This is a genomic window from Streptomyces sp. NPDC055955, assembly GCF_042270245.1.
Classification (GTDB): domain Bacteria; phylum Actinomycetota; class Actinomycetes; order Streptomycetales; family Streptomycetaceae; genus Streptomyces.
The window spans coordinates 131,787-152,146 of sequence record NZ_JBHJYS010000004.1; the positions used below are offsets into that span (position 1 = coordinate 131,787).

Genomic DNA, 20,360 nt, shown 5'->3' on the forward strand with positions numbered 1-20,360 from the left:
CGGACGTGGCACGGAAGGTGCGAGCCGTTCGGAGGTATGGCCATGCAGACACTCACCGTCGATGTGTTCGTCTCGGTTGACGGGTACGCCGGCAGCGCGACATCGCCCGCCTACTTCGGGTACGACGGGCCCTTGCTCGAGGAGTGGATCCGCGAGGAGATGGCCGCACCGCAGCTGGTGCTCATGGGACGGCGCACCTACGAGGCCCTTGCGGGTGTCGCAGGAGAGACGGGTGGCGCCGACACGGACCCGGTGCCCGGTGTGGACAAGGTCGTCTTCTCGTCGACGCTGAAGACGGTCGCCTGGCAGAACACCCGCGTGTGCCAGGACGACCTGATCGCCGAGGTCACCCGGCTCAAGAGCGAGGGCCATGTACCCCTGCGGACCATGGGCAGTCTGTCCCTGGTCCGGCAGCTCCTCGAAGCGGGCCTCGTGGACCGGCTGAGGCTGACGACCTTTCCCCTGCTCGTCGGGGAATCGGGTCGCGAGCCGTTGTTCGCCGGTGTGGGATCGGCCGACCTGGAGCTGGTGAGCCATCACGACCTGGACGGCCGGGTGCTGGTGATGGAGTACCGGCCCACGGGACGCCCCATTCCAAGGGCCTGAGGGGCAGCCCACGCCCCGGACCTGGCCACCGGGCCCCGGCCACCCGGACCGGAGAAGTCGTCAGAGGTTGAGGGCCGTTTCGTGGCGCGGTTGGTAGAGGCCCAGCTCACCGCCGCCCGGCAGCCGGATCCCGGTCTTGAGGCCCCAGCCGGCGTTCGTGACCGGGGCGCACGTGACCCCCTTGGCCGAGAGCTGATCGACGGTCGCGTTGACGTCGTCGCACATCAGATACAGCTCGTGTGACGGCGCGTCGGAGGGATGGACCGCGACCTCGGCCGGAGGCAGTTTGAAGATGAGCCAGCCGTCGCCGGCATCGACGTGCGGATAGCCCAGAACATCCTTGAAGAAGGCGCGGTCCGCCTCCGCGTCCTGGCTGTAGATGATGACGTGAGCACCGTTGATCATGCGTGCAGGGTACTTACCACTGGGGGCGGAGTCCCGACATGACGCCGTGTCCGGGACGGCGATGTCCTGGGGGAGAAGCGGGAATTCCCGCTGCGCGGCGCTCCGGGCCCGGCAGCCGACGAGCCAGGCCGGCGAGGACATCGTCGTACGCGGCGGCTGTCGCGGATCGCGGTCCTGGCTCAGGACCGTACGGGACGTGGCCCGGGAGAGTGCCCTGAGGGCGAACCGACGGCCACGGGCCGGTCGCCTGTTACGTAGCTCCCGCGGAGCAGGACGTGGAGACGCAGGTCACATGTGGCCATGTCACAGCGCGCGGAGCCGTTTCGTCATAGGGGTGTAGGCATCGGCAACGACGGAGGAGTTCACGATGAACGCCCGTTTGAACATGTTCGGCAACCCGGCGGCCATGAAGATCTGGAAGCACGTCATCGCGGCGAACCAGGCGCTCGCCGAGTCGTCGGTGCCGCACGCGACGCTGGAGCTGGTGAAGATCCGCGCCAGCCAGATCAACGGGTGCGGCGGCTGCCTCGACATGCACACCAAGGACGCGGCTGCCGCCGGTGAGACCTCGACGCGCCTCAACCTGGTCGCGGCGTGGAGGGAGGCCACGGTCTACACCGAGGCCGAGCGAGCGGCGCTGGAGCTGACGGAGCAGGGAACCCGCCTCGCCGACGCGGCCGGCGGCGTCTCGGACGAGGTCTGGGCGAACGCCGCCAAGTACTACGACGAGGACGAGCTCATCGCCCTGGTGTCACAGATCGCCCTCATCAACGCGTTCAACCGGGGGAACGTCATCATCCAGACACCGGCCGGCGACTACCAGCCCGGCCAGTTCGGGTAACTCGGTCCGGACGGACGACGAGCTGTGCCCGGCCCGGCGGCGCTCTCCGGTCGACCGCCGGGCCGGCTGAGCGCCGGGACCGCCGACCTGTCGGATCGGGCTGACTTGTCCGATCCGACCGACCTGCCCGATCAGGTGGCCCGCCCCTCCGGGTGACCTCGCTCGCAGACCGAATGAGGACGCTTGCGAGATGACGCTGAGCATCGTGGTGGAGAGTGTGCGCATGGAGTTCTTCTGCTACCACCGCGATCGTCTCGACTCCCTGGCGCTACGTCAGGAGTTGCTGGAAGACCACTGGTCCTACATGGACCGGTACGGCAAGGAGCTGATCGCGCGCGGCCCGACGTTCAGCAGTGACGGGGAGGAGCCGACGGGGAGTGTGCACATCGTCGACCTGCCGGATCCCGCGGCGGCACGCGCGTTCGCGTTCGACGAACCCGGCTATCAGGCCGGGGTGTACCGGGACGTGATGCTGCGCCGGTGGCGCAACAGCCTGGGGCGGACCATGTGGGAGTACCCCGGTGGCCCGACCGATGGCAACCGGTACCTGGTGCTCGGCCTTGGTGCGGGGCAGGCCGCCGACCTCGATGTGCCGCCCGACCAGGACGACTTGATCGCGTACGGGCCTCTGCTGTCCGACGACGGCGCCACCTGGCTGGGTACGGCGGCGCTGGTCCGGGCGCCGGACCCGGACACGGCCTGCTCCGTTCTGACCGTGGGTCTCTACGCCGAGATAGAGGTCCACGACTGGCAGTTCGGCGGCAGGCGGTGACCACGGCCGTCATCACCCCTGCAGTGATGACGGCCGCCACCCCGCCTTCGGAGCGGAATATGAGCGACCTGTGCAACGATTCCGCCCCGACCCGCGTCAGTTATCCGAGAGTTCACTTCGATGCGTGAAGGACGTAGATGCGACGCGCGTGTGTCTTCGGTGTCGCCGGGGCCGTGCTGCTGGCCACAGGCGGCATCACCGCCTGCCAGGGCGACGCCTCGGCCGATCCGGCGGGCGCGGCACGCGTCGTCAAGGAAACCGATGACGAGGCGGTCGTCGAACTGTCCGACGGACGCCGGGTCTCCCTGCGCTACCAGGCCGGTACGGGCCTGCTCGAACGGCACCGGAGCGCCCGCGGCAAGCCCTGGTCCACGGCGAAGACGGTCTACGCCACCAAGACCGACCCCTGCCGGGGCATCGATCTGAAGGCCCAACGCGCCACCGTCACCGTGCGCGCCGACTTCGGGCAGTACTGCCGGGACGGCGAGCCACCGACGGAGAGCGTCGCCGCCGTCGGCACCGGTGGACCGGGGAAGTGGGACACCCACCTCGCCAAGGACTGGGACGGCTGGGACCGGGTCGACATCGCCCGGAACGGGAAGTCGGCGACGTTCTCGACCAAGTCGTCGTCCGGCACGACGACGCTCGAATGGCGGGCGGGCAAGGGCTTCGGCGAGGTCGTGACCACGTACAAGAAGCTCGGCGCACGGTTCCTCGGCACCTGGCGTGCCGAGGACGGCAGTCATCAGGTGACCTTCCGGCAGAGCAGGCTCAACGTGCCCGCGTCCGCCACCGTCGAGACGCTCAAGGGCCCCACGTGCAAGGTCCGCATGGACTTGATCAACATCTGGGAGGACCGCGTACAGCCCAGGAGAACCAAGGTCCTGGAGGGCGAGAAGACCACGTACTGCCCGCCTGAGGAGTTCAATTCCGAGTACGTGGTGGCGACTGCGGACGGACCGATGGAGCTCAGGAACCTCGGTGACGCCACACCGCTCGTGACGTACCGGAAGTCGTGACGTAGGCGCCAACTCGCGGCACAGGAGCCAACGCCGTCGCCCGTTTCCCGCCCCCTGCCGGGCTTGCGGACCGGTGACGGGGAAGGCGAGGATCGACGGCATGATCAAAGGTGTGATGTTCGACTTTTCCGGGACCCTCTTCCGTATCGAGTCGGTCCCGGAGTGGCTGGGAGCGGTCGTCGCCGAGGCCGGACTCGACATGAGTGAGGACGAACTCGCCGCGTGCTCCGGTCGGTTGACCGAGGCGGGCGCTCTGCCCGGAGGAGCTCCGCCGCGCGCGGTGCCCCCGCATCTCGAAGCGCTGTGGCGTGAACGGGATCTCAGCGCCGAGCAACACCGCGCCGCCTTCACCGCTCTCGCCCGCGAGGCGTCCCTCCCCTCGGCGGAACTGGCAGAAGCGCTCTACGACCGTCACCGCACTGCGTCCGCATGGCGCCCCTATCCCGACACCGAGACGACTCTTCGTGCTCTGCGGGGGCGGGGAGTTCCGGTCGCTGTGGTGAGCAATATCGGCTGGGACCTGCGGCCCGTCTTCCGCGCCCACGATGTCGACGGCCTCGTCGACGCGTACGCCCTCTCCTTCGAACACGGGGTGCAGAAGCCGGATCCGGGGCTCTTCCGAGCGGCCTGCGACAAGCTCGGACTGCCACCCGAGGAGGTCCTCATGGTCGGCGACGATCGCGTCGCGGACGTGGGTGCCGCGGCGCTCGGATGCCCGGTGCATCTGGTCGACCACCTGCCCGTCGACCGACGCCCTGACGCACTGCGGGCAGTTCTCGACCTCGTCTAGCGGGTCAAGGTTGTGCAGCGGGCGCGTGGTCAGCGCCGACGGGCGGCCGTGGGCCGTCGTTCAGCGGATCGCCGCACCCCGACCTGGACCCTCTCCTGCTCACCAAGGCGCTGGCCGAGCGAGGGGCGACCCTGTGGCGCCTCCAACGGCATTCGGAGGCACTGTCGCTGAGCGAGGAGGCGGCCGAGACCGCGCGGCGGCCGGCGAGAGAGAACCCCGGGTATGTCGGACTGGCGGCTCCACCATGCCGATCGAAGAGGTGCCGGACGGGCTGTTCGATCACCACACGACACCGCCGGGGAAGGACCCGTTCTCCCTGGACTGACTCATCGGGCCTGTCAGGCGTCCCGCCGAGAACCTCTCATCCGCCCGGCAACGGATTCGACGAACGCCAGCAAGCACACGCTCGCCACCACGCTCGTACGGAATCCCGGGCGGCATCACAGGCGTTCGCCACTACGCTCGTATGTCGTGAACGCCTACTTCACGACGGAACAGTGCCCCAGCTGCGGCTGTCACACCGACGGCCTGTCCAACAGATTCGCCTGCACTTCCTGCGACACGGTCTGGACGTCGGGGGACCCGGAATCGGTCGTGAGCCCTCGCGCGAGCGTCATGTGACGTACGGGCCGCGCTGGTTGGCCACGCCCCTATGGCCGGGGCCTGCCGAGGCGGGCGGGGACACCCTTGTCGAGTTGGCCGGCCAGGTCGTCCAAGTCGTCCGCGTAGAGATCGAATTGATCTGTGGCGGTGGGCGGGTCGCCGACGGGGCGGGCGATGTACGCGGTGCGCAGACCGAGAGCCTGGGCCGCACGCAGGTCCCAGGCGTGAGCGGCGACCATCAGCAGCCGCTCGGGCGGTCGTCCGGAGACCGTGACGGCCAACTGGTAGACACCTGGGTCCGGTTTGTAGGTCCGGGCGTCCTCGGCGGACAGCGCCTGGTGCCAGCGCAGGCCGGCGTGGGCGTTGACTTCCAGCAGCGCGGCCCGGCTCGCGTTGGAGAGCCCGATCAGCGGGTGCCGTTCCGCGATTCGGGCGAGGCCGGTCACGGTGTCGGGCCACGGCGGAAGCTGTTGGCCCGACCGGGCGAGCGCCGCTGCGGCGGCCGGGTCGTCGACTCCGGCGGCGTCGGCGACGAGCCGGGCGGCCTCCCGGTCGAGCGCGTCGCTGGTGACGTAGGGCCGGCCGCCGTCGAGGATGCGACGCTGCTCGCGCTCGATGTGCTCCTGCCACAGCGACAGGAGCTGTTCGACGCTGGGGTCGTCGAGCGACGGTTCGAGTGCGCGAATGCCGTTGCGGATGCCGGCGGGTTCGTCGACGAGGGTGCCGAGTACGTCGAAGACGACGGCACCGATCTCCAGCTGCGACATGGGCGAGGTCTCCATGCAAGGGGTGAAACGCCTGATGGTCGAACGTATCGGGAGGTCGCGGAGGCGGCAAGGCGCGCTGGACTCCTACGCCGGGGTGGCGGTCCCACGACCGTCAGGAAGGAGGGTGACCGGGGTCGTCGCATGCCGGTGTCGCCTGGCGGTGGCGGTGGCGGTGGCGGCGCTGGCGGAAAGGGCAAGGCGAGAGTTCACCGCCGCCGGAGCCGCGGAGAACCCTCGCCGTGACGGACAACTGAAGGCGGAGGTGGCAGAGTTGGGGACCGATTGCGGGACGCAAGGGAGTAGCCGCCGCAATCGGCGCCCTCCCCGATAGGTTGACCAGATGTCTACGCTGCCTTCGATCCTGCTGCTCTCCGGAAGCCTGCGCACCGATTCCTCCAACGAGGCCGTGCTGCGCACCGTGCAGGCCCTGGCCTCTCCTCGGGTGTGCACGGTCATGTACGACGGGCTGGCGGCGCTTCCGCATTTCAACCCCGACGACGACGCCGATCCGTTGCCGGTTCCTGTGGCCACGTTGCGCACGGCGATCGCGGAGGCGACGGCGATCCTGATCTGTACGCCGGAGTACGCGGGCACCTTGCCGGGTTCGTTCAAGAATCTGCTGGACTGGACGGTCGGCGGCACCGAGATCTGCGACAAGCCCGTGGCCTTCGTGAACGCGGCTGCCCCGGGCCGGGGCGAGGGCGCCGCGGCGACCCTGCGCACCGTACTCGGCTATACGGGCGCCGACATCGTGGAGTCGGCCTGCGCGAGGATCCCGGTGGAGCACCGGATGATCGGCGCGGATGGAGTGATCACCGACCCGACGGTGCGGGAGCGGCTCGGCGAGGTCATCGGCCTGCTTGCCGAGTTCCACGCACCGGCCGCGAAGGCCGCCGAAGCGTAGACGCGGCTGGCGGCCTCCCCGGCGATCGGTCGCCTACTCCGGCTTCGTCGCGATCTGGATCAGGTTGCCGCAGGTGTCGTCGAAGACGGCGGTGGTGACGGGGCCCATCTCCACGGGTTCCTGGGTGAAGACCACGCCGAGGGCGCGCAGGCGCTCGTACTCCGCCTTGACGTCGTCGACGGCGAACTGGGCGAGAGGGATGCCGTCCGCGACGAGCGTGTCGCGGTAGGGCTTGACGGCCGGGTGACCGGCCGGCTCCAGGAGGAGTTCGGTGCCGCCCGGCTCGTCGGGCGAGACGACGGTCAGCCAGCGGTCCTTCTCGCCGATCGGGACGTCGTGCTTCTTCACGAAGCCGAGGATCTCGGTGTAGAAGCGCTCGGCCTTGGCCTGGTCGTCGACGAAGACGCTGGTCAGATGGATCTTCATGAGGTGCTCTCCTCCGGTCCGGGGATGTCGGGCACGGGCCATCGCTCGGCGATGTGGCGCAACGGCGCCGTGTTCAGGTCGTGGAACTTGTAGCGGCCCTCCCGCCTGGTCTCGACGAGCCCGGCGGCCTCCAGTACGGCGAGGTGCTGGGAGACGCCCTGGCGCGAGATGCCGAGCCGGTGCTTCATGCTCAGTCGCCCGCAGATCTCGAACAGTGTCTGCCCGGACTGCTCCGAGAGCTCGTCGAGGATGGCGCGGCGGGTGGGGTCGGCCAAGGCTTTGAAGAGATCGTCGGCCATGGCCGGATGATAGGCAACTCTTCACTTGCCTATCAAGTCGACTCGAGCTGCCCTGCCCTGTTTCCTGCGTCGTCCCGCCGGGCCGGTTCGGCCAGTTCGGTCAGTCGGTCGGTCAGTCGGCCAGTCGGTCGGTTCGGTTACTTCGGTCTGTCGGCCGGTCGGTTCGGTGACTTCGGTCAGTCGGCCTGTTCGGCCACTTCGGCCGGGTGGCGGAGTTGCGGAGGCATTTATCGCAGCGCTGTTATATTAGCGCTGTGACATCTCCAGATCCCACGTTGCTACCCGATCCCTGGCAGTCGCTGCACCAGCTGCTGTCCGTCATGGACGCCGAGATCGAGCAGGTCTACGTCGAGCGAGGCATCGAGGGAGTGCGGCCGCGTTTCGCGTACCCGCTGATCCGGCTCGCCCACACCGGCCCCCTGACCATCCGCGAACTCGCGGAGTCCCTGAACCGCTCGCACTCCGCGATCAGCCAGACCGTCGCCGCCATGCGCAAGGAGGACCTGGTCACCTCCGAACCAGGGCCCGACGCCCGCACCCGGCGGATCAACCTCACCGAACGCGGCCGCTCGCTGGTGCCGTTCCTGGAAGCCGAGTGGCGGGCCACGCACGCGACGGTCGCCGAGCTGGACGGCGAGATCCCGCACGCGATGACGGCCGTCGTCGAGGAGGTGCGGCGGGCACTGGAGCACCGGTCGATGCGGGAGCGCATCCTCCGCCACCTCACGGAGCCACCGCGGTGAACCGGCGCGTCCGGTTCCTCGACATCCGCCCGCTGCGTCGCAGCCGGCCGTTCCGTGACCTGTGGATCGGTACCGCGGCTTCCCAACTCGGCGGCCAGATAGCGACGGTGGCGGTGCTCGCCCAGGTCTGGGACCTGACCGGCAGCACGGTGGGCACCGGCGCCATCGGGCTCGCCACCGGCCTGCCGATGGTGCTGTTCGGGCTGCTCGGGGGCACGTTGGCGGACAGCGTCGAACGCCGGGCGCTGGTGCGGGCCACTACGGCGGGCCAACTGCTGGTCGCCGCAGGGCTGTCCGCTCAAGCCGTGGCGGGCAACCGGAACGTGGTCCTGCTGCTCGCCCTGGTTGCCGCCGGGACCGCCTGCGGCGCGCTGGGCGCCCCTGCCCGGCGCACCTTCCCCGTCCGGCTGCTCCCGGCCGACCAGGTCGCGGCCGGTCTGGCGCTGACCAACATCTCGTTCCAGATGGCGATGCTGGCCGGCCCCGCGCTGGCCGGGCTGATCATCGCCCGCTGGGACCTCTCTGCCGCATACGGAGCCCAGGCCGTGACGACGCTGGTCTCGGTGCTCGCGGTGATCCGCCTCCCGGCCATGAAGCCCGAAAGCGCCGGCGCGAACGTCACCAGGCGCCGGCCGGAGCGCGGAGGCTGGCGGATCGTCCTGCGCCGCCCGACCCTGTGGGGCTCGATGGCCACCGACCTGTCCGCGACGCTGCTCGCCATGCCGATCGCGCTCTTCCCGCTGGTCAACGAGATCCGCTTCGGCGGCAACCCGCAGACCCTCGGCCTGTTCCTCTCGGCCGTCGCGGTCGGCGGGATCGCGGCCGGTCTGGTCTCCGGCACGGTGACGCGCCGGCGCCGCGGCGGCCTGGTGCAACTGGGCGCGGCCGCCGTCTGGGGCCTCGCGCTGGCGGGCTTCGGCCTGTCCGGGCCGCTGTGGCCGGCGCTCGGATGCCTGGCCGTGGCCGGCGCCGCCGACACCGTCTCCGTCGTCACCCGCAGTGCGCTGGTCCAGCTGGAGACCCCGGACGCGTACCGGGGGAGGGTCTCCTCGCTGGAGCACGTCATCGGCGTCGCGGGCCCCGAACTCGGCAACTTCCGCGGCGGATGGTTGGCATCGGCCACCTCCGCCCCCTTCGCCCTGGTCGCCGGCGGCCTCTCCGCCACGCTGGCAGTCGCCGCGGTGGCAGGGGCGAACGCCCCCCTCCGCGCGTACCGCACGCCGCCGACGCCCGACGAGCCGACCGCGCCCGAGACCGTGGACGCGGCGACAGCCACCGGGTAGCAGGTCATGGCGGACCCGGTCTGTCGTCCGTCCATGCCAAGATCTCCGCGGCACCTCGACGGACAGCTGCTTCTGAGTCACGACCGAGGTGTCCGCACACCGTTGCGAGGTCCGGCGCACCGTCCGTCTCCACGAGCGCGTCCTGCACGCCGGTCTCCATCCAGTCGGCCTGGCTGTCGTCGGCTCCGGCGATCGCGAGAGCGAGGAGCCTTACGGACGCCACCGTTCCCACGCGGGCCAGGGCCTCTGACGTCTGCCGGGTGACCGCCGTGTCCCCGGCGTCCAGGAGCAGCCTCACCAGCGCTTCCGCGGCCTCGGGGACATGGGAGAACGATGCAAGGTCACGCCCGGCCCGTACACGTCGCGACCACGAAGGGGAGAGAGCCTCGGTCAGAGCCGACTCCCACCGGCTCGACATCTCTGACACGCCCAGAGACTCTCACGCTCACGAAGAAGCCCGGACCCGGCCCCGTAGACCCGGCCCCGTGACCGCCGGCGAGCGACCGGGCCGAAGCACGAGTCCGACATGGCCGCGACAAGGGCACCCTGACCCCGGCCGGAAGCGTCGAGGGCAACTGGGTCAACGGCCGGACAGGCGAAGACAACCACTCGGTGGGGCCGTCACGGCACGCAGAGCGGTGGCGCCCGTCCGCGATGCGATGCGCGTCCCTCATCCCGGCGGCAGCGGCGGCAGAATGAACAGGGTGAAATACGTGCTGCTCATCTGCGACGACGAGAAGGTTTCACCCAGCAACGAGGAACTCGAGGCGGACCCCGTGCACCAGGCCTGGCTCGCGGATCTCGACCGGCGGGGCGGCATGCTCGTCGGTGCGCGGCTGCGTCCGGTGGTGGACGCGACCACGGTCCGGGTCCGGGACGGCGAAACCCTGGTGTCGGACGGCCCGTTCGCGGAGACCAAGGACTTCGTCGGCGGCTTCGTGATCGTCGACTGCGAGGACCTGGACGAGGCGATCGCGATCGCCGAAGGCCATCCCTACGCGCGCTGGGGCGGCGTGGAGATCCGCCCGCTCTGGGAATGACCGCGCCGGTCGACCGGGTCAGGACGGCCGTCGACGCGGCCTTCCGGGACGAGTGGGGCCAGGTGGTCGCGACCCTGATCGGGATGACGGGCGACTGGGACCTGGCCGAGGACTGCGCGCAGGACGCGTTCGCCGCGGCGCTGACGACCTGGACACGCGACGGCGTGCCGCGCCGCCCGGGCGCATGGCTCACCACCACCGCCCGCAACCGCGCGACCGACCGGCTGCGGCGCGACGCCGTGGGCGCGGCCAAGCTGCGCCGGCTCGCCCTGATCACCCCCGAGCAGGATGAACCGCCGGTGGAGGACATCCCGGACGAGCGATTGCGGCTGATCTTCACCTGCTGCCATCCGGCGCTGCCCTTCCCGGCCCGGGTCGCCCTCACCCTGCGGACGCTGGCCGGGCTGAGCACCGCCGAGATCGCCCGGGCCTTCCTGACGGCCGAGCCCACGATGGCGCAGCGGCTGGTCCGCGCGAAGCGCAAGATCGCCGAGGCCGGCATCCCGTACCGTGTGCCGACCGCCGACCTGCTGCCGCAGCGACTCGCCGCCGTCCTCGCGGTGCTGTACCTGATCTTCAACGAGGGGTACGACGACGAGGGCGAGGACGCCCGCCGAGCGCTGACCGCCGAAGGGATCCGGCTGGCCCGGGTCCTGGTCCGGCTCATGCCCGGCGAACCCGAGCCGCGCGGGCTGCTGGCCCTGATGCTGCTGCACGAGGCCCGCCGCATGACCCGTACGTCCGGCGGAATGCTCGTCACGCTGGAGAATCAGGACCGACGCAGGTGGGATCGGGGGCTGATCGCCGAGGGCGTGGAGATCCTCGACCAGGCGCTGGCCGGAAGGCGTGCCGGGCCGTACCAGGTCCAGGCCGCGATCGCCGCCTGCCATGCCACCGCGCCCGACGCGGCGAGCACGGACTGGCCGCAGATCGCGGTGTTGTACGGGGAGCTGGCGAGGTTGGCCCCGTCTCCGGTCGTGGAGCTGAACCGGGCCGTGGCGGTCGCGATGGCGGACGGCATCCCGGCCGGTCTGGCACTGGTCGACGAGCTGGCGGCATCCGGGTGCCTCGACGGCTACCACCTGCTGCCCGCGACCCGGGCCGACCTGCTCCGCCGCTCCGGCCGGACGACCGAGGCCGGACGGGCGTACGAGGACGCGCTGAAACTGGCGCCGACCGAGGCCGAGCGTCGCTATCTGACCAGCCGGATCAGCGAGCTGACCAGCGGAAACGACGACCACTGACGAGCGTCGCCAACATTCCGCGAACTTTTTCGCTGCCGGTGTCGATCCGGCGGTGCCGGCTTCGTCGGTGGGGTGACCGTCACTCTGGAGGTGGGCCGAGCAAGAGCCGGAGGAGACCTTCCGGACAGGCGCCCTCTGGACACGCCCCTCCGGACTGGATCCTCGGGACTGGATCCTCCGGACAGGACATGAAGGGATGAGTTCTCATGAGCACCGAAACGAGCGCTCCGGCGCCCAAGGCCGTCGACCGTGCCACCTACCAGGCAGAACTGGACGAGCTGCGGATCCGGGAGAAGGCGTACACCCGCGAAGGAGACGCGATCGCGGCGGCCCGCCGCAGGCTGCCCATGGTGGAAGTGGACGCCGGCACCCCACTGACCGGACCGTCCGGTCAGGTCACGCTGCTGGACGCCTTCGAGGGCCGCACGCAGCTCATCGCGTACTTCCAGATGTGGCACGCCGACCACCCCGCCGCCGAGCAGTGCGAGGGCTGCACGTTCTTCAACAGTCAGGTCCGCGAGCTGTCCTACCTGCACTCCCGTGACGTCACCTACGCGACGCTGTGCCAGGGCCCGTACGAGGAGAGCGTCCGCTACCGCGACTTCATGGGCTGGGACGTGCCCTGGTACTCGGCCCGGGAGTCGATCGACACACTGATGGCGGGGCGTGGCCCGTTCATGCTTGCGTGCTACCTGCGCCAGGGAGACCGGGTGTTCGAGACGTACTGGACCACCGGCCGTGGCGTCGAGGCGATGGACCAGACGTACAGCCTGCTGGACCGGACGGCGTACGGGCGGCAGGAGCCGTGGGAGGACTCGCCCGCCGGCTGGCCGCAGATCAGCGGCAACTACGTGCGCACCGACGGCCGCCCCACCGCCCAGTGGCCACGGCTGCGGTCCGGCCACTCCGACGACCTCGAAGGTGCCGGGGACTAGAGCCTGTCGTCACATTCCCGTCTGCCCGGCGGCGTCTGGCACGCCCGCTCGCGGCGTTGCCGAAAAGCCCTGGTAGCTCCGCTACAAGGGCTCTCCGGCGCCTTGCGATCGCACGCACCAGACGCCGCCGGGCCCGCCCCTCGGGCGGACGACGGGAATGTGACGACAGGCCCTAGTCGCTCAACCGGCCGACGGCTGAAGGGAATTCAGATCCACCCGCGACGCGCCGCGATCACCCCCGCCTGGAAACGGTTCGCGGCGCCCAGTTCCTCGTGCAGGCGGCTGATCCGGCGTCGCATGGTCCGTACCGACCAGCCCAACTGGCGGGCTATCGCCTCGTCTTTGAGGCCGCCGACGAGGAGGGTCAGCATCTGGCGGTCCTCCTCGCCGAGGGGGTCGTCCTCGGTGGGCGCGCCCAGCGGGGTCGCGGTGCGCCAGCACAGCTCCCAGTAGTCGATGAGGCCGTCGAGCAGGGCTGACGGGCGGATGACCGCGGCGCGCACCTCGGTGGTGAAGTCGAGGGTGAGTGGCATCAGGGCGAGGCGGCGGTCGGAGATGGCCAGTTTGATGCGCAGGCCCGGCAGTACGCGGGCCTGCTCGCCGTGCGCCACCAGCTCGCGGATGTCGCCCAGGACTCCGGGCCACTCCAGTGCCTCGGGGGCGTAGACGGCGCGGTAGTGGACGCCCCGGGTGAGGGCGGTCGCCTCGACCGGGTTGGAGGTGGTCAGCGCGTACGGCGGGCGGTCCAGGGTGATGACCTCGTCGCGCGCTTCCTGCTGAAGCTGTACGAACCATCGGCCCAACGCCTCGCCGCCGGTGATGACTTCGACCTGTTCGGAGCCGCCCTGCCGGGCCGCGGCGAACAGGCGTGAGAGCTCGCCGGCCGCCGCCCGCACGCCGTCGAGATCCGCGGTTCGGGAGCGGACCAGGGATTCCAGGGCCGCGCCCGGTTCAATGGCCGCGTACCGGCGGCGGGTTCCGGCGAGCCGCCCTACCAGGCCGTTCTCGCGGAGTCGGTCGAGGGCGCGGGCGACCCGCTCGGTGGAGCAGGACAGGTCACCCGCAAGCTCGGCGGGCGCGGCGGTGTGCCGGACGAGGATCGCGCGGTAGACGCTCTCGTCGAAAGCTTCGATTCCTGCGGCGGTCAGCTGAGGCATGGGCGGATCTTGGCCCGTGTGTGCCAGGGGCAGCAATGGGCCAGGCCAAATCGTTGTCTGGACCACTCGCGTCCGATTAATTCGTCTGGCATGACCCCTCGAAGAATGTTCACCGCCGGGCTCACGGCCGCCGTTGTCGGCGGCCTGCTGTCCGCGGTGCCCCAGTCCGCCACCGCGGACCCACATCAGGATCCCGAGCAGCGTGTCATCGTCACGCTGTCCGGGGCCGCCGCCGCGACGGGAAAGGGCCGGCTGAGCTCCGCCGACGCCAAGGAGATCGGCGCCGACCGCGCCTCCCTCGCCGCACGGCAGAAGACGTTCCTCGCTGACGCGAAGGACGCCGGACTGCGCACCGGCTCCCCGCGCCGCCTGAACCTGCTGCTCGACGCGGTCGCCGTGACCGTGAAGGCCTCCCAGGTACCCGAGTTGAAGCAACTGCCCGGGGTGGCCTCCGTCGTCCCCGACACCAAGGTGCGCATCCTCACCGACGACAGTGTGCCGCTGATCAACGCGCCGGAGGTCTGGCAGCGCAAGGACCCGGCGGGCAACGGCGCCGACGGCAAAGGCGTCACCGTCGCCATCCTCGACAGCGGCGTCGACTACACCCACCCGGACCTGGGCGGCGCCCTCGGCAAGGGCCACAAGGTCGTGGGCGGCTACGACTTCGTCAACGGCGACGCCGACCCGATGGACGACAACGGCCACGGCACCCATGTAGCCGGCATCATCGCCGGCAAGGCCGCCGAGAAGGGCGGCGTCACCGGTGTGGCCCCGGGCGCCAACCTCCTTGCGTACAAGGTCATGAACGATGCGGGCGAGGGCTACACCTCCGACATCGTCGCCGGTATCGAGGCCGCGATCGACCCGGCCAATCCGCACCGTGCCGATGTCGTCAACATGAGCCTCGGCGGCTACGGAGACGGCGACGATCCGCTCGGCCTGGCCGCAACCGCCGCCACCAAGGCCGGAGTTGTCGTCGTCGCCTCGGCCGGCAACGAGGGTCCGGGCAGCGGCACCGTCGGCACCCCGGCCGCCGCCGACGGCGTCATCGCGGTCGGCGCCTCGATCAGCGGGCTGCGCATACCCGGCGCCACCTACAAGGGCGGCAAGAAGATCCAGACGTATCGCGGCGTGATCTCCGCGAACCCGCCCGCGGCCCCTGTCACGACGGAGGTCGTCGACCTCGGCCAGGGCACCGCGGAGGACTGGGAGCGGGCCGGAGACGTCAAGGGCAAGGCCGTCCGCATCGACATGCTCGTCGCGGACACCCAGGAGCATCTGTCCGCCTGGGAGATCGAGATGGCCCGCGAGGCGGAGCGCCATGGGGCGCTCGCCATCATCGGAGGGAAGAGCTCGGGCGGCGGTCCGGTGCTCGCCGGACAGCCGGAGGACGCGGGCCGGCCGGACACCGCGGTTGAGCCGCCGGCGAAGGCGGACGGCACCGTGCCGCTCGCCCCGACGACCTCCGTCAAGGAGTCCGGCGACTCGATGCGCATGGACTCCATGGTCATGCTGGGCGTCGACTCGACCCAGTACGCCGAGCTCGGCCGCCGACTGGCGGACGGCAAGGTCGAGGTGACGATCAGCGGCACGGACGTCACGGACAAGATCGCCTCCTTCTCCTCGCGCGGCCCCGACCTGAACTGGGACCTCAAGCCGGACCTGGTCGCCCCGGGTTACGACATCCGCTCGACCGTCCCCAAGTCCCTTTACGCGCCCGGCTATTACCGCATGTCGGGTACGTCGATGGCGGGACCGCACGTCGCCGGGTCCGCGGCGCTGCTGCGTCAGCTCCACCCCGGTGAGACCCCTGCGAAAGTCGCCTCCGAACTTGTGGGCAGCGCACGGAAGTTGAAGGACTACGGGACGACGACCAAGGGCTCCGGCCGACTCGACGTCGCGGCGGCCGCGGACCGGGCGGACACCGCCGTCACCACCAATCCGGCCACGCTCTCGTACGGGCTCGCCGACCTGGCGCGGCACACGGTGGGCGGCAGCAAGAAGCTCACCGTCAACAACTCAGGAACCCGGACCCGCACCGTTCGTCTGAAGGTGGACGGCGAGGCGCGGGTCAGCCCGCGCACCCTGCGCATCCCGGCCGGTGGCAGCGCCACCGCGACCGTCACCCTCAGCGCCGACCGCCCCGCGGGCGAGGCCGAGATCAGCGGCATGGTCACGGTCACGCCGGAGGGCGGCGCGGCCCTGCGCGTCCCGTATCTCCTGGTCGTGCGGCAGCTGTTCGTGCAGGCGGGCCCCGACCCGAGCGACGGCAGGTCCACCGCGGTCGTCTTCACGCCGGCCCCGCTGGCGAAGTCGCCGGTCCTCACCGTGACCCCGCCGCACGGCAGGCCCTACTCGGTCACCACCAGACTCCGCTCCGGGAACGTCTACCAGGCGGAGATCACCGGTCGCGGCACCGGCGCCCATCTGGTCTCGGTGACCGGTCGGACCACCGACGGCAAGACACTGACGAGCAACCGCGACGGCTTCGAGGTGACCCCCGAGGACAGCCGCGACTCCCGCTGGCAGCCGGTCGGACCCAACTCGGAGAGCGGCGACATCAGCACCGCGCAGAGCGACCCCGGGTCCGCCGTCCTCACCCAGTACAACAAGACCGGCCCCTGGTCGACCGAGGACAAGGGCGCGACCTGGAAGCAGCACACCAGGCTGCCGCTCGGCAATGTGTCGGGCCAGGCCTTCACCGTCATCGACCCGACGAACGCCAAGCGCTGGTGGTACGCCGCGAACAGCGCCTCCGGTATCCCCCGCACCGGCTCGATCCTGCGCACGGAGGACGCCGGCCGCAGCTGGAAGACCCTGAACACCCCCGACACCCCCGTCTACGACTTCCTCGCCGACGAGGCGACGAAGACCCTCGTCGCCCGCACCGCCACCGATCTGCTGATCAGCAGGGACGGTGGCGACACCTGGGCGTCCGAGCCCATAGGCCTTCCCGCCGACCACGTCTACGACCTGGCGATCGGCGGCGACAGCCTCTACCTCTCGGCGGGCACGTCGCTCTGGAAGCGCGACGGCCTCTCCACCGGCACGCTCGGCCCAGCCGTCAAGGTCCACGACTCGGTGGACGGCGGCGTCTCCGTCAACGTGGTCGCGGACAGCCAGGTCGTGGCGATCTACGAGATCGGCTCGGGCATCGTCGGTTCCTTCGACGGCGGCAAGACCTGGGCGGCGCTGGACAATCACGGATACGGCGCTTCCGGGATGACCCTCACAGGCGGCGACCTGTACGTCAGCTACGGCGGTGACACCCGGGTCGGCCGCAACCACGGCCGCGAGTGGAGCACCATCCCCGGCGTCAACCGCTCCTCGACCGTCTCCGACTTCGACCGCTGGGCCGACGGCTCACTGACCGTCTCGGCGGACGCGGCGGGCGTGTACCGGGGCACGGCGGACGGCAAGGACTACCGGCGTCTGGGCGTCCAGGGCGGCACCGTCAACTCCCTGGCGGTGAGCGGCGACCAGCTGCTCGCGGCCGGCTGGCAGGGCACCCACCGCTCCCGGCTCCCGGTCTCCGGGGCCGAGTGGGGCACCACCGGGGGTGAGGGCAGGATCGGCGTCGCGACCCGCCTGCTGCAGACCTCTCCCAAGGACTCACGGATCGTCTGGCGGGTGCAGTACAACGCCTGGGGCGGCTTCCGCCTGGAGCGCAGCGGCGACTCGGGCGTCACCTGGAAGAAGAAGGGCGAGAGCGACGGCACGGTGTACGCGATGGCCGTGCACCCCGCCGACCCCGACCGCGTGTATGTCTCGTACGGCAACCTGCTGGGCGTGGGCCTGTTCTCCACCGAGGACGGGGGAGCCAACTGGAAGAACCTGCTCAACGACCGGACGTACTTCACCGCGGTCGCCGGTGACCCGAAGAACCCCGACCGGCTGTGGCTCGGCGCCCCCGACGGCCTGTACCGCTCGGACAACGGTGGCGACGACATCACCAAGGTCACCGACGGCCGCGTCGACACCATCGAGTTCACCGGCTCGCGCATGCTGACCGGCGGCGACGCCATCAAGGTGTCGACGGACGGCGGAAAGACCTTCCGCACCGGCGACACCGGCAAGCTGCCGACACGCGTGAGGGATCTGCTCCAGGTGGGCGGAACGCTGTACGCGGCGACCACCAGTTACTGGGAGACGGCTCTGCCGCGCGGCGGCCGCGGAGTGCTGCGCTCCACGGACGGGGGCCGCACCTGGCAGAACATCTCCACCGGTCTGCAGAACCTCGACGCGACCAGCCTCGCGGCCGACGGCGGCCGGCTGTACGTGGGCACGGTCCAGGGAGGTGTGCACCGCCTGAAGCTCTGATCCTCGCCCGAATACGCGCCGCACGTGACCCTGGGGTGGGATCGCGTGCGGCGCTTCGTGCTGCTACCGGCGTTCGCCGACCTCCGCAACAGGGGTTTTCTGCGGGGCCGGTTGTCGTGGCGGGGGAGCGGCTTCGACGTCGCCGTTCGCGTGCCGAGGCAGCAGGAAGGCGGGGATCAGGCCGAGGAGAGCGAGGAAGGCCAGGGGCAGCAGGCTGCTGGTCATCGTGGAAGCGGAGGCGTCGGGCGCACCGGTCGCTCCCGCTGCGCCCGTCGCGCCGGCCGCTACGGCGATGCCGAGCGACGGGCCGATGTTCATCGCCGTCTGCTTGAGCCCTCCGACGACTCCGGCGTACCCCGGCGGCGCATCACCGACGACTGTCCCGGTGGCGGTGACCATCACCGTCGCGAACCCGGCACCGAGCGCGGCGAAGGCGGCTGTCATGGACGGCCACGGGCCGGCCGGACCGAGCCGGGCCAGTTGCGCGATGCCCATCACGACGAGAGCCGTGCCCGCGACGGCGGTGCGCCGTGGACCGTACCGGCGCAGCGCGACGCCGGCCACGGGTGCGCCCAGGACCATCAGCGCGGTCAGCGGAAGGACGCGCAGACCGGTGGCGAGCGGGGCGAGGCGCAGGGCGTCCTGAAGGTAGAACGTGGCTCTGAACAGGGCGCCGAACAGACCCGCGCTGATGACCAGGAGGAGTGTCATGGCCGACGTCACGGGCACGGACCGGGCCACGGCACGCGGCACGATCGGGTGCGCGGCGCGGCGCTCGTGCAGGACGAGTACCGCCGACAGGGCCAGGCCGACGGCGAGTTCGAGCAGCGTCGACGCGGCGGTCCAGCCGTGCCCCGGCACGCCGGCCAGAGTGTGGACGAGCACCGCGAGTGCCGCCGTGAGCAGTGCGGTGCCGGCGAGGTCCAGCCGTTGTGGGCCGGTGCGTTCAGGCATCGGCGTACGGACGGAGAGGGTGAGCGCTGCGATCACCAGCGCGGCGGGCACGTTGACCCAGAACACCGCACGCCATCCGAGGTGTTGCACCAGAATCCCGCCGAGGACCGGACCGATGCCGGCGGCCACCGCGATCGCACTGGTGCGGACGGCGATGGGTCTGCCGAGACGGTCCGGTGGGTAGGCGAGTCGCAGCAGGGCGAGTGTCGCGGGCTGGAGGAGCGCGCCGAAGACGCCCTGTGCGGCGCGCAGCGCGATGACCCAGCCGACGGTGGGCGCGAGCGCGATGCCGGCCGACGCGACGCCGAAGCCGAGGACACCTGTGAAGAGGAGCCGTGCGTGTCCGTAGCGGTCGCCGAGGCGCCCGGCGACGACGAGGAGCGTGGCGACGGCGATCAGGTAGCTGGTGCTCGTCCACTGCACCTGGGCCACACTCGCGTCGAGATCATGGCGGAGGCTGGGCTGCGCGACGAGCAGGATGGTCCCGTCCAGTGCCACGATCATCGCCCCGGACACGGAGGCGAGGAGGGCGAAGGGCCGCGGTGCGGCCGTGCTCATGCCGCCACCGGACCGAGGTGCGCGTCCAGGACTGCCGTGACGAGCCGGTCGCGTTCCTCATCACCGGGCGGGGGAGTGGCGAGGGCCAGTTGCAGGCTTCCCCAGGTCCAGAGCTGGGCGATGCCGTGCAGCCCGGCCCACAGGGCGGCGGCGGTCACCGTGGGTGGCGGGGCCGAATCGCCGGGCGCGCCGGGTCGACGTACGGCGCCCGGTTCCTTCCCGCACCGGTCGACGAGTGTGGCCAGCAGCTCGAACAGCGGAAGCGTGGAGGTGCGCAACTGGGTTCGGCCGTCGCGCTGTTGCGCGCCGTCGAGCAGGTCGTGGCGGAACATCAGCTCGAACATGCCGCGACACTCCAGCGCGTACCCGACGTAGGTCTTGGCGAGCCGCTCCAGTTGGGCGCGTGGTGGCGCCTCGGGGTCGACGGCGGTCTCGAATCGGGCCGCGAGGTCCTCGAAGCCGCGTCGCGCGATCGCGGAGAGCAGGGCGTGGTGCGTGGCGAAGTACCGGCGCGGGGCCCCGTGCGACACCCCGGCCCGTCGGGCGATCTCCCGCAGCCCCACGGACGCGGAACCTTCGGTGAGGACCAGGTCCACACCGACGTCGATCAGCCGCTCGCGAAGAGAGTTCTCATCAGCCATAGACACTGTCTACCAGTGCCGCGTAGACAGTGTCTATGCATCCGGAGGCGGCA

Annotated in this window: 20 protein-coding genes; 12 read left to right on the forward strand and 8 right to left on the reverse strand. The window is 70.8% G+C overall.

What is annotated here, in order from left to right:
- The first annotated feature begins 42 nt into the window (after positions 1–42).
- Positions 43–606, forward strand: a complete 564-nt coding sequence (locus tag ACFC96_RS09250; protein ID WP_376611135.1) for a dihydrofolate reductase family protein — start codon at positions 43–45, stop codon at positions 604–606.
- Positions 607–666: 60 nt separating this feature from the next.
- Here ACFC96_RS09250 and ACFC96_RS09255 read toward each other — a convergent pair whose 3' ends face one another.
- Positions 667–1,011 carry an extradiol dioxygenase gene (locus tag ACFC96_RS09255; protein WP_340458367.1) on the reverse strand — a complete coding sequence of 115 codons (345 nt, stop codon included), beginning with the start codon at positions 1,009–1,011 and terminating at the stop codon, positions 667–669.
- Positions 1,012–1,378: 367 nt separating this feature from the next.
- Between ACFC96_RS09255 and ACFC96_RS09260 the strand changes: the two genes are divergently transcribed.
- The 4 genes from ACFC96_RS09260 to ACFC96_RS09275 all read left to right on the forward strand — a co-directional run bounded on the left by ACFC96_RS09260 (position 1,379) and on the right by ACFC96_RS09275 (position 4,433).
- On the forward strand, positions 1,379–1,852 hold the full coding sequence (locus ACFC96_RS09260) for a carboxymuconolactone decarboxylase family protein (RefSeq protein WP_376611137.1): 474 nt from the start codon (positions 1,379–1,381) through the stop codon (positions 1,850–1,852).
- 223 nt (positions 1,853–2,075) lie between these two features.
- Positions 2,076–2,624 carry a YciI family protein gene (locus ACFC96_RS09265; protein ID WP_376611564.1) on the forward strand — a complete coding sequence of 183 codons (549 nt, stop codon included), beginning with the start codon at positions 2,076–2,078 and terminating at the stop codon, positions 2,622–2,624.
- A 137-nt stretch (positions 2,625–2,761) separates the two neighbouring features.
- A complete protein-coding gene (locus ACFC96_RS09270; RefSeq protein ID WP_376611139.1) occupies positions 2,762–3,643 on the forward strand; it encodes a hypothetical protein in 882 nt (293 codons plus the stop codon).
- A 100-nt stretch (positions 3,644–3,743) separates the two neighbouring features.
- Positions 3,744–4,433: an HAD family hydrolase gene (locus tag ACFC96_RS09275; protein WP_376264411.1), complete on the forward strand. Its 690-nt coding sequence runs from the start codon at positions 3,744–3,746 to the stop codon at positions 4,431–4,433.
- A 650-nt stretch (positions 4,434–5,083) separates the two neighbouring features.
- On the opposite strand, the gene ACFC96_RS09280 is transcribed toward ACFC96_RS09275, so the two are convergent.
- Entirely contained in the window at positions 5,084–5,803 is a 720-nt protein-coding gene (locus tag ACFC96_RS09280; protein ID WP_376611141.1) for a haloacid dehalogenase type II, read from the reverse strand.
- 340 nt (positions 5,804–6,143) lie between these two features.
- Here ACFC96_RS09280 and ACFC96_RS09285 point away from each other — a divergent pair, with 340 nt between their 5' ends.
- The gene (locus ACFC96_RS09285) at positions 6,144–6,707 is read left to right on the forward strand and encodes an NADPH-dependent FMN reductase (protein ID WP_376611142.1); all 564 of its coding nucleotides are present in this window, start codon (positions 6,144–6,146) and stop codon (positions 6,705–6,707) included.
- 33 nt (positions 6,708–6,740) lie between these two features.
- Here the strand turns inward: ACFC96_RS09285 and ACFC96_RS09290 are convergent, their stop codons facing one another.
- Together ACFC96_RS09290 and ACFC96_RS09295 are read right to left on the reverse strand one after the other, a co-directional pair.
- On the reverse strand, positions 6,741–7,133 hold the full coding sequence (locus ACFC96_RS09290; RefSeq protein ID WP_326714791.1) for a VOC family protein: 393 nt from the start codon (positions 7,131–7,133) through the stop codon (positions 6,741–6,743).
- Entirely contained in the window at positions 7,130–7,432 is a 303-nt protein-coding gene (locus ACFC96_RS09295; protein ID WP_376611144.1) for an ArsR/SmtB family transcription factor, read from the reverse strand. The genes ACFC96_RS09290 and ACFC96_RS09295 overlap by 4 nt, the downstream gene beginning before the upstream one ends.
- Before the next feature lie 254 nt (positions 7,433–7,686).
- Between ACFC96_RS09295 and ACFC96_RS09300 the strand changes: the two genes are divergently transcribed.
- Together ACFC96_RS09300 and ACFC96_RS09305 are read left to right on the forward strand one after the other, a co-directional pair.
- Positions 7,687–8,175 (forward strand): MarR family winged helix-turn-helix transcriptional regulator, encoded by a 489-nt coding sequence (locus ACFC96_RS09300; RefSeq protein ID WP_376611145.1) that lies wholly within the window; start codon positions 7,687–7,689, stop codon positions 8,173–8,175.
- Complete coding sequence (locus ACFC96_RS09305; RefSeq protein WP_376611147.1) at positions 8,172–9,458, forward strand: MFS transporter; 1,287 nt, start codon at positions 8,172–8,174, stop codon at positions 9,456–9,458. Before ACFC96_RS09300 ends, ACFC96_RS09305 begins: the two co-directional genes overlap by 4 nt.
- A 4-nt stretch (positions 9,459–9,462) precedes the next feature.
- On the opposite strand, the gene ACFC96_RS09310 is transcribed toward ACFC96_RS09305, so the two are convergent.
- Positions 9,463–9,876: a hypothetical protein gene (locus ACFC96_RS09310; RefSeq protein ID WP_376611566.1), complete on the reverse strand. Its 414-nt coding sequence runs from the start codon at positions 9,874–9,876 to the stop codon at positions 9,463–9,465.
- Positions 9,877–10,153: 277 nt separating this feature from the next.
- Between ACFC96_RS09310 and ACFC96_RS09315 the strand changes: the two genes are divergently transcribed.
- The 3 genes from ACFC96_RS09315 (at position 10,154) to ACFC96_RS09325 (ending at position 12,677) form a co-directional block, all read left to right on the forward strand.
- Positions 10,154–10,498 (forward strand): YciI family protein, encoded by a 345-nt coding sequence (locus ACFC96_RS09315; RefSeq protein ID WP_376611149.1) that lies wholly within the window; start codon positions 10,154–10,156, stop codon positions 10,496–10,498.
- On the forward strand, positions 10,495–11,742 hold the full coding sequence (locus ACFC96_RS09320) for an RNA polymerase sigma factor (RefSeq protein ID WP_376611150.1): 1,248 nt from the start codon (positions 10,495–10,497) through the stop codon (positions 11,740–11,742). Before ACFC96_RS09315 ends, ACFC96_RS09320 begins: the two co-directional genes overlap by 4 nt.
- A 206-nt stretch (positions 11,743–11,948) precedes the next feature.
- Positions 11,949–12,677, forward strand: a complete 729-nt coding sequence (locus tag ACFC96_RS09325) for a DUF899 family protein (RefSeq protein WP_376264394.1) — start codon at positions 11,949–11,951, stop codon at positions 12,675–12,677.
- Between the two features lie 206 nt (positions 12,678–12,883).
- Here the strand turns inward: ACFC96_RS09325 and ACFC96_RS09330 are convergent, their stop codons facing one another.
- Positions 12,884–13,834 (reverse strand): helix-turn-helix domain-containing protein, encoded by a 951-nt coding sequence (locus tag ACFC96_RS09330; RefSeq protein ID WP_340459702.1) that lies wholly within the window; start codon positions 13,832–13,834, stop codon positions 12,884–12,886.
- A gap of 90 nt (positions 13,835–13,924) precedes the next feature.
- Here ACFC96_RS09330 and ACFC96_RS09335 point away from each other — a divergent pair, with 90 nt between their 5' ends.
- Positions 13,925–18,154: a S8 family serine peptidase gene (locus tag ACFC96_RS09335; RefSeq protein ID WP_376611152.1), complete on the forward strand. Its 4,230-nt coding sequence runs from the start codon at positions 13,925–13,927 to the stop codon at positions 18,152–18,154.
- A 63-nt stretch (positions 18,155–18,217) separates the two neighbouring features.
- Here the strand turns inward: ACFC96_RS09335 and ACFC96_RS09340 are convergent, their stop codons facing one another.
- Positions 18,218–19,666 carry an MFS transporter gene (locus ACFC96_RS09340; protein ID WP_376611153.1) on the reverse strand — a complete coding sequence of 483 codons (1,449 nt, stop codon included), beginning with the start codon at positions 19,664–19,666 and terminating at the stop codon, positions 18,218–18,220.
- Entirely contained in the window at positions 19,663–20,307 is a 645-nt protein-coding gene (locus tag ACFC96_RS09345) for a TetR/AcrR family transcriptional regulator (RefSeq protein WP_376611155.1), read from the reverse strand. Before ACFC96_RS09345 ends, ACFC96_RS09340 begins: the two co-directional genes overlap by 4 nt.
- Between the last annotated feature and the right edge of the window lie 53 nt (positions 20,308–20,360).

What these genes read in the sequence shown, in the direction of transcription:
- ACFC96_RS09340 (WP_376611153.1), bottom strand. Translation starts at nt 19,666, where the DNA reads ATGAGCACGGCCGCACCGCGGCCCTTCGCCCTCCTCGCCTCCGTGTCC.
- ACFC96_RS09260 (WP_376611137.1), top strand. Translation starts at nt 1,379, where the DNA reads ATGAACGCCCGTTTGAACATGTTCGGCAACCCGGCGGCCATGAAGATC.
- ACFC96_RS09320 (WP_376611150.1), top strand. Translation starts at nt 10,495, where the DNA reads ATGACCGCGCCGGTCGACCGGGTCAGGACGGCCGTCGACGCGGCCTTC.
- ACFC96_RS09310 (WP_376611566.1), bottom strand. Translation starts at nt 9,876, where the DNA reads ATGTCGAGCCGGTGGGAGTCGGCTCTGACCGAGGCTCTCTCCCCTTCG.
- ACFC96_RS09250 (WP_376611135.1), top strand. Translation starts at nt 43, where the DNA reads ATGCAGACACTCACCGTCGATGTGTTCGTCTCGGTTGACGGGTACGCC.
- ACFC96_RS09280 (WP_376611141.1), bottom strand. Translation starts at nt 5,803, where the DNA reads ATGTCGCAGCTGGAGATCGGTGCCGTCGTCTTCGACGTACTCGGCACC.
- ACFC96_RS09335 (WP_376611152.1), top strand. Translation starts at nt 13,925, where the DNA reads ATGACCCCTCGAAGAATGTTCACCGCCGGGCTCACGGCCGCCGTTGTC.
- ACFC96_RS09325 (WP_376264394.1), top strand. Translation starts at nt 11,949, where the DNA reads ATGAGCACCGAAACGAGCGCTCCGGCGCCCAAGGCCGTCGACCGTGCC.
- ACFC96_RS09295 (WP_376611144.1), bottom strand. Translation starts at nt 7,432, where the DNA reads ATGGCCGACGATCTCTTCAAAGCCTTGGCCGACCCCACCCGCCGCGCC.
- ACFC96_RS09345 (WP_376611155.1), bottom strand. Translation starts at nt 20,307, where the DNA reads ATGGCTGATGAGAACTCTCTTCGCGAGCGGCTGATCGACGTCGGTGTG.
- ACFC96_RS09255 (WP_340458367.1), bottom strand. Translation starts at nt 1,011, where the DNA reads ATGATCAACGGTGCTCACGTCATCATCTACAGCCAGGACGCGGAGGCG.
- ACFC96_RS09270 (WP_376611139.1), top strand. Translation starts at nt 2,762, where the DNA reads ATGCGACGCGCGTGTGTCTTCGGTGTCGCCGGGGCCGTGCTGCTGGCC.
- ACFC96_RS09285 (WP_376611142.1), top strand. Translation starts at nt 6,144, where the DNA reads ATGTCTACGCTGCCTTCGATCCTGCTGCTCTCCGGAAGCCTGCGCACC.
- ACFC96_RS09315 (WP_376611149.1), top strand. Translation starts at nt 10,154, where the DNA reads ATGAACAGGGTGAAATACGTGCTGCTCATCTGCGACGACGAGAAGGTT.
- ACFC96_RS09290 (WP_326714791.1), bottom strand. Translation starts at nt 7,133, where the DNA reads ATGAAGATCCATCTGACCAGCGTCTTCGTCGACGACCAGGCCAAGGCC.
- ACFC96_RS09275 (WP_376264411.1), top strand. Translation starts at nt 3,744, where the DNA reads ATGATCAAAGGTGTGATGTTCGACTTTTCCGGGACCCTCTTCCGTATC.
- ACFC96_RS09265 (WP_376611564.1), top strand. Translation starts at nt 2,076, where the DNA reads ATGGAGTTCTTCTGCTACCACCGCGATCGTCTCGACTCCCTGGCGCTA.
- ACFC96_RS09330 (WP_340459702.1), bottom strand. Translation starts at nt 13,834, where the DNA reads ATGCCTCAGCTGACCGCCGCAGGAATCGAAGCTTTCGACGAGAGCGTC.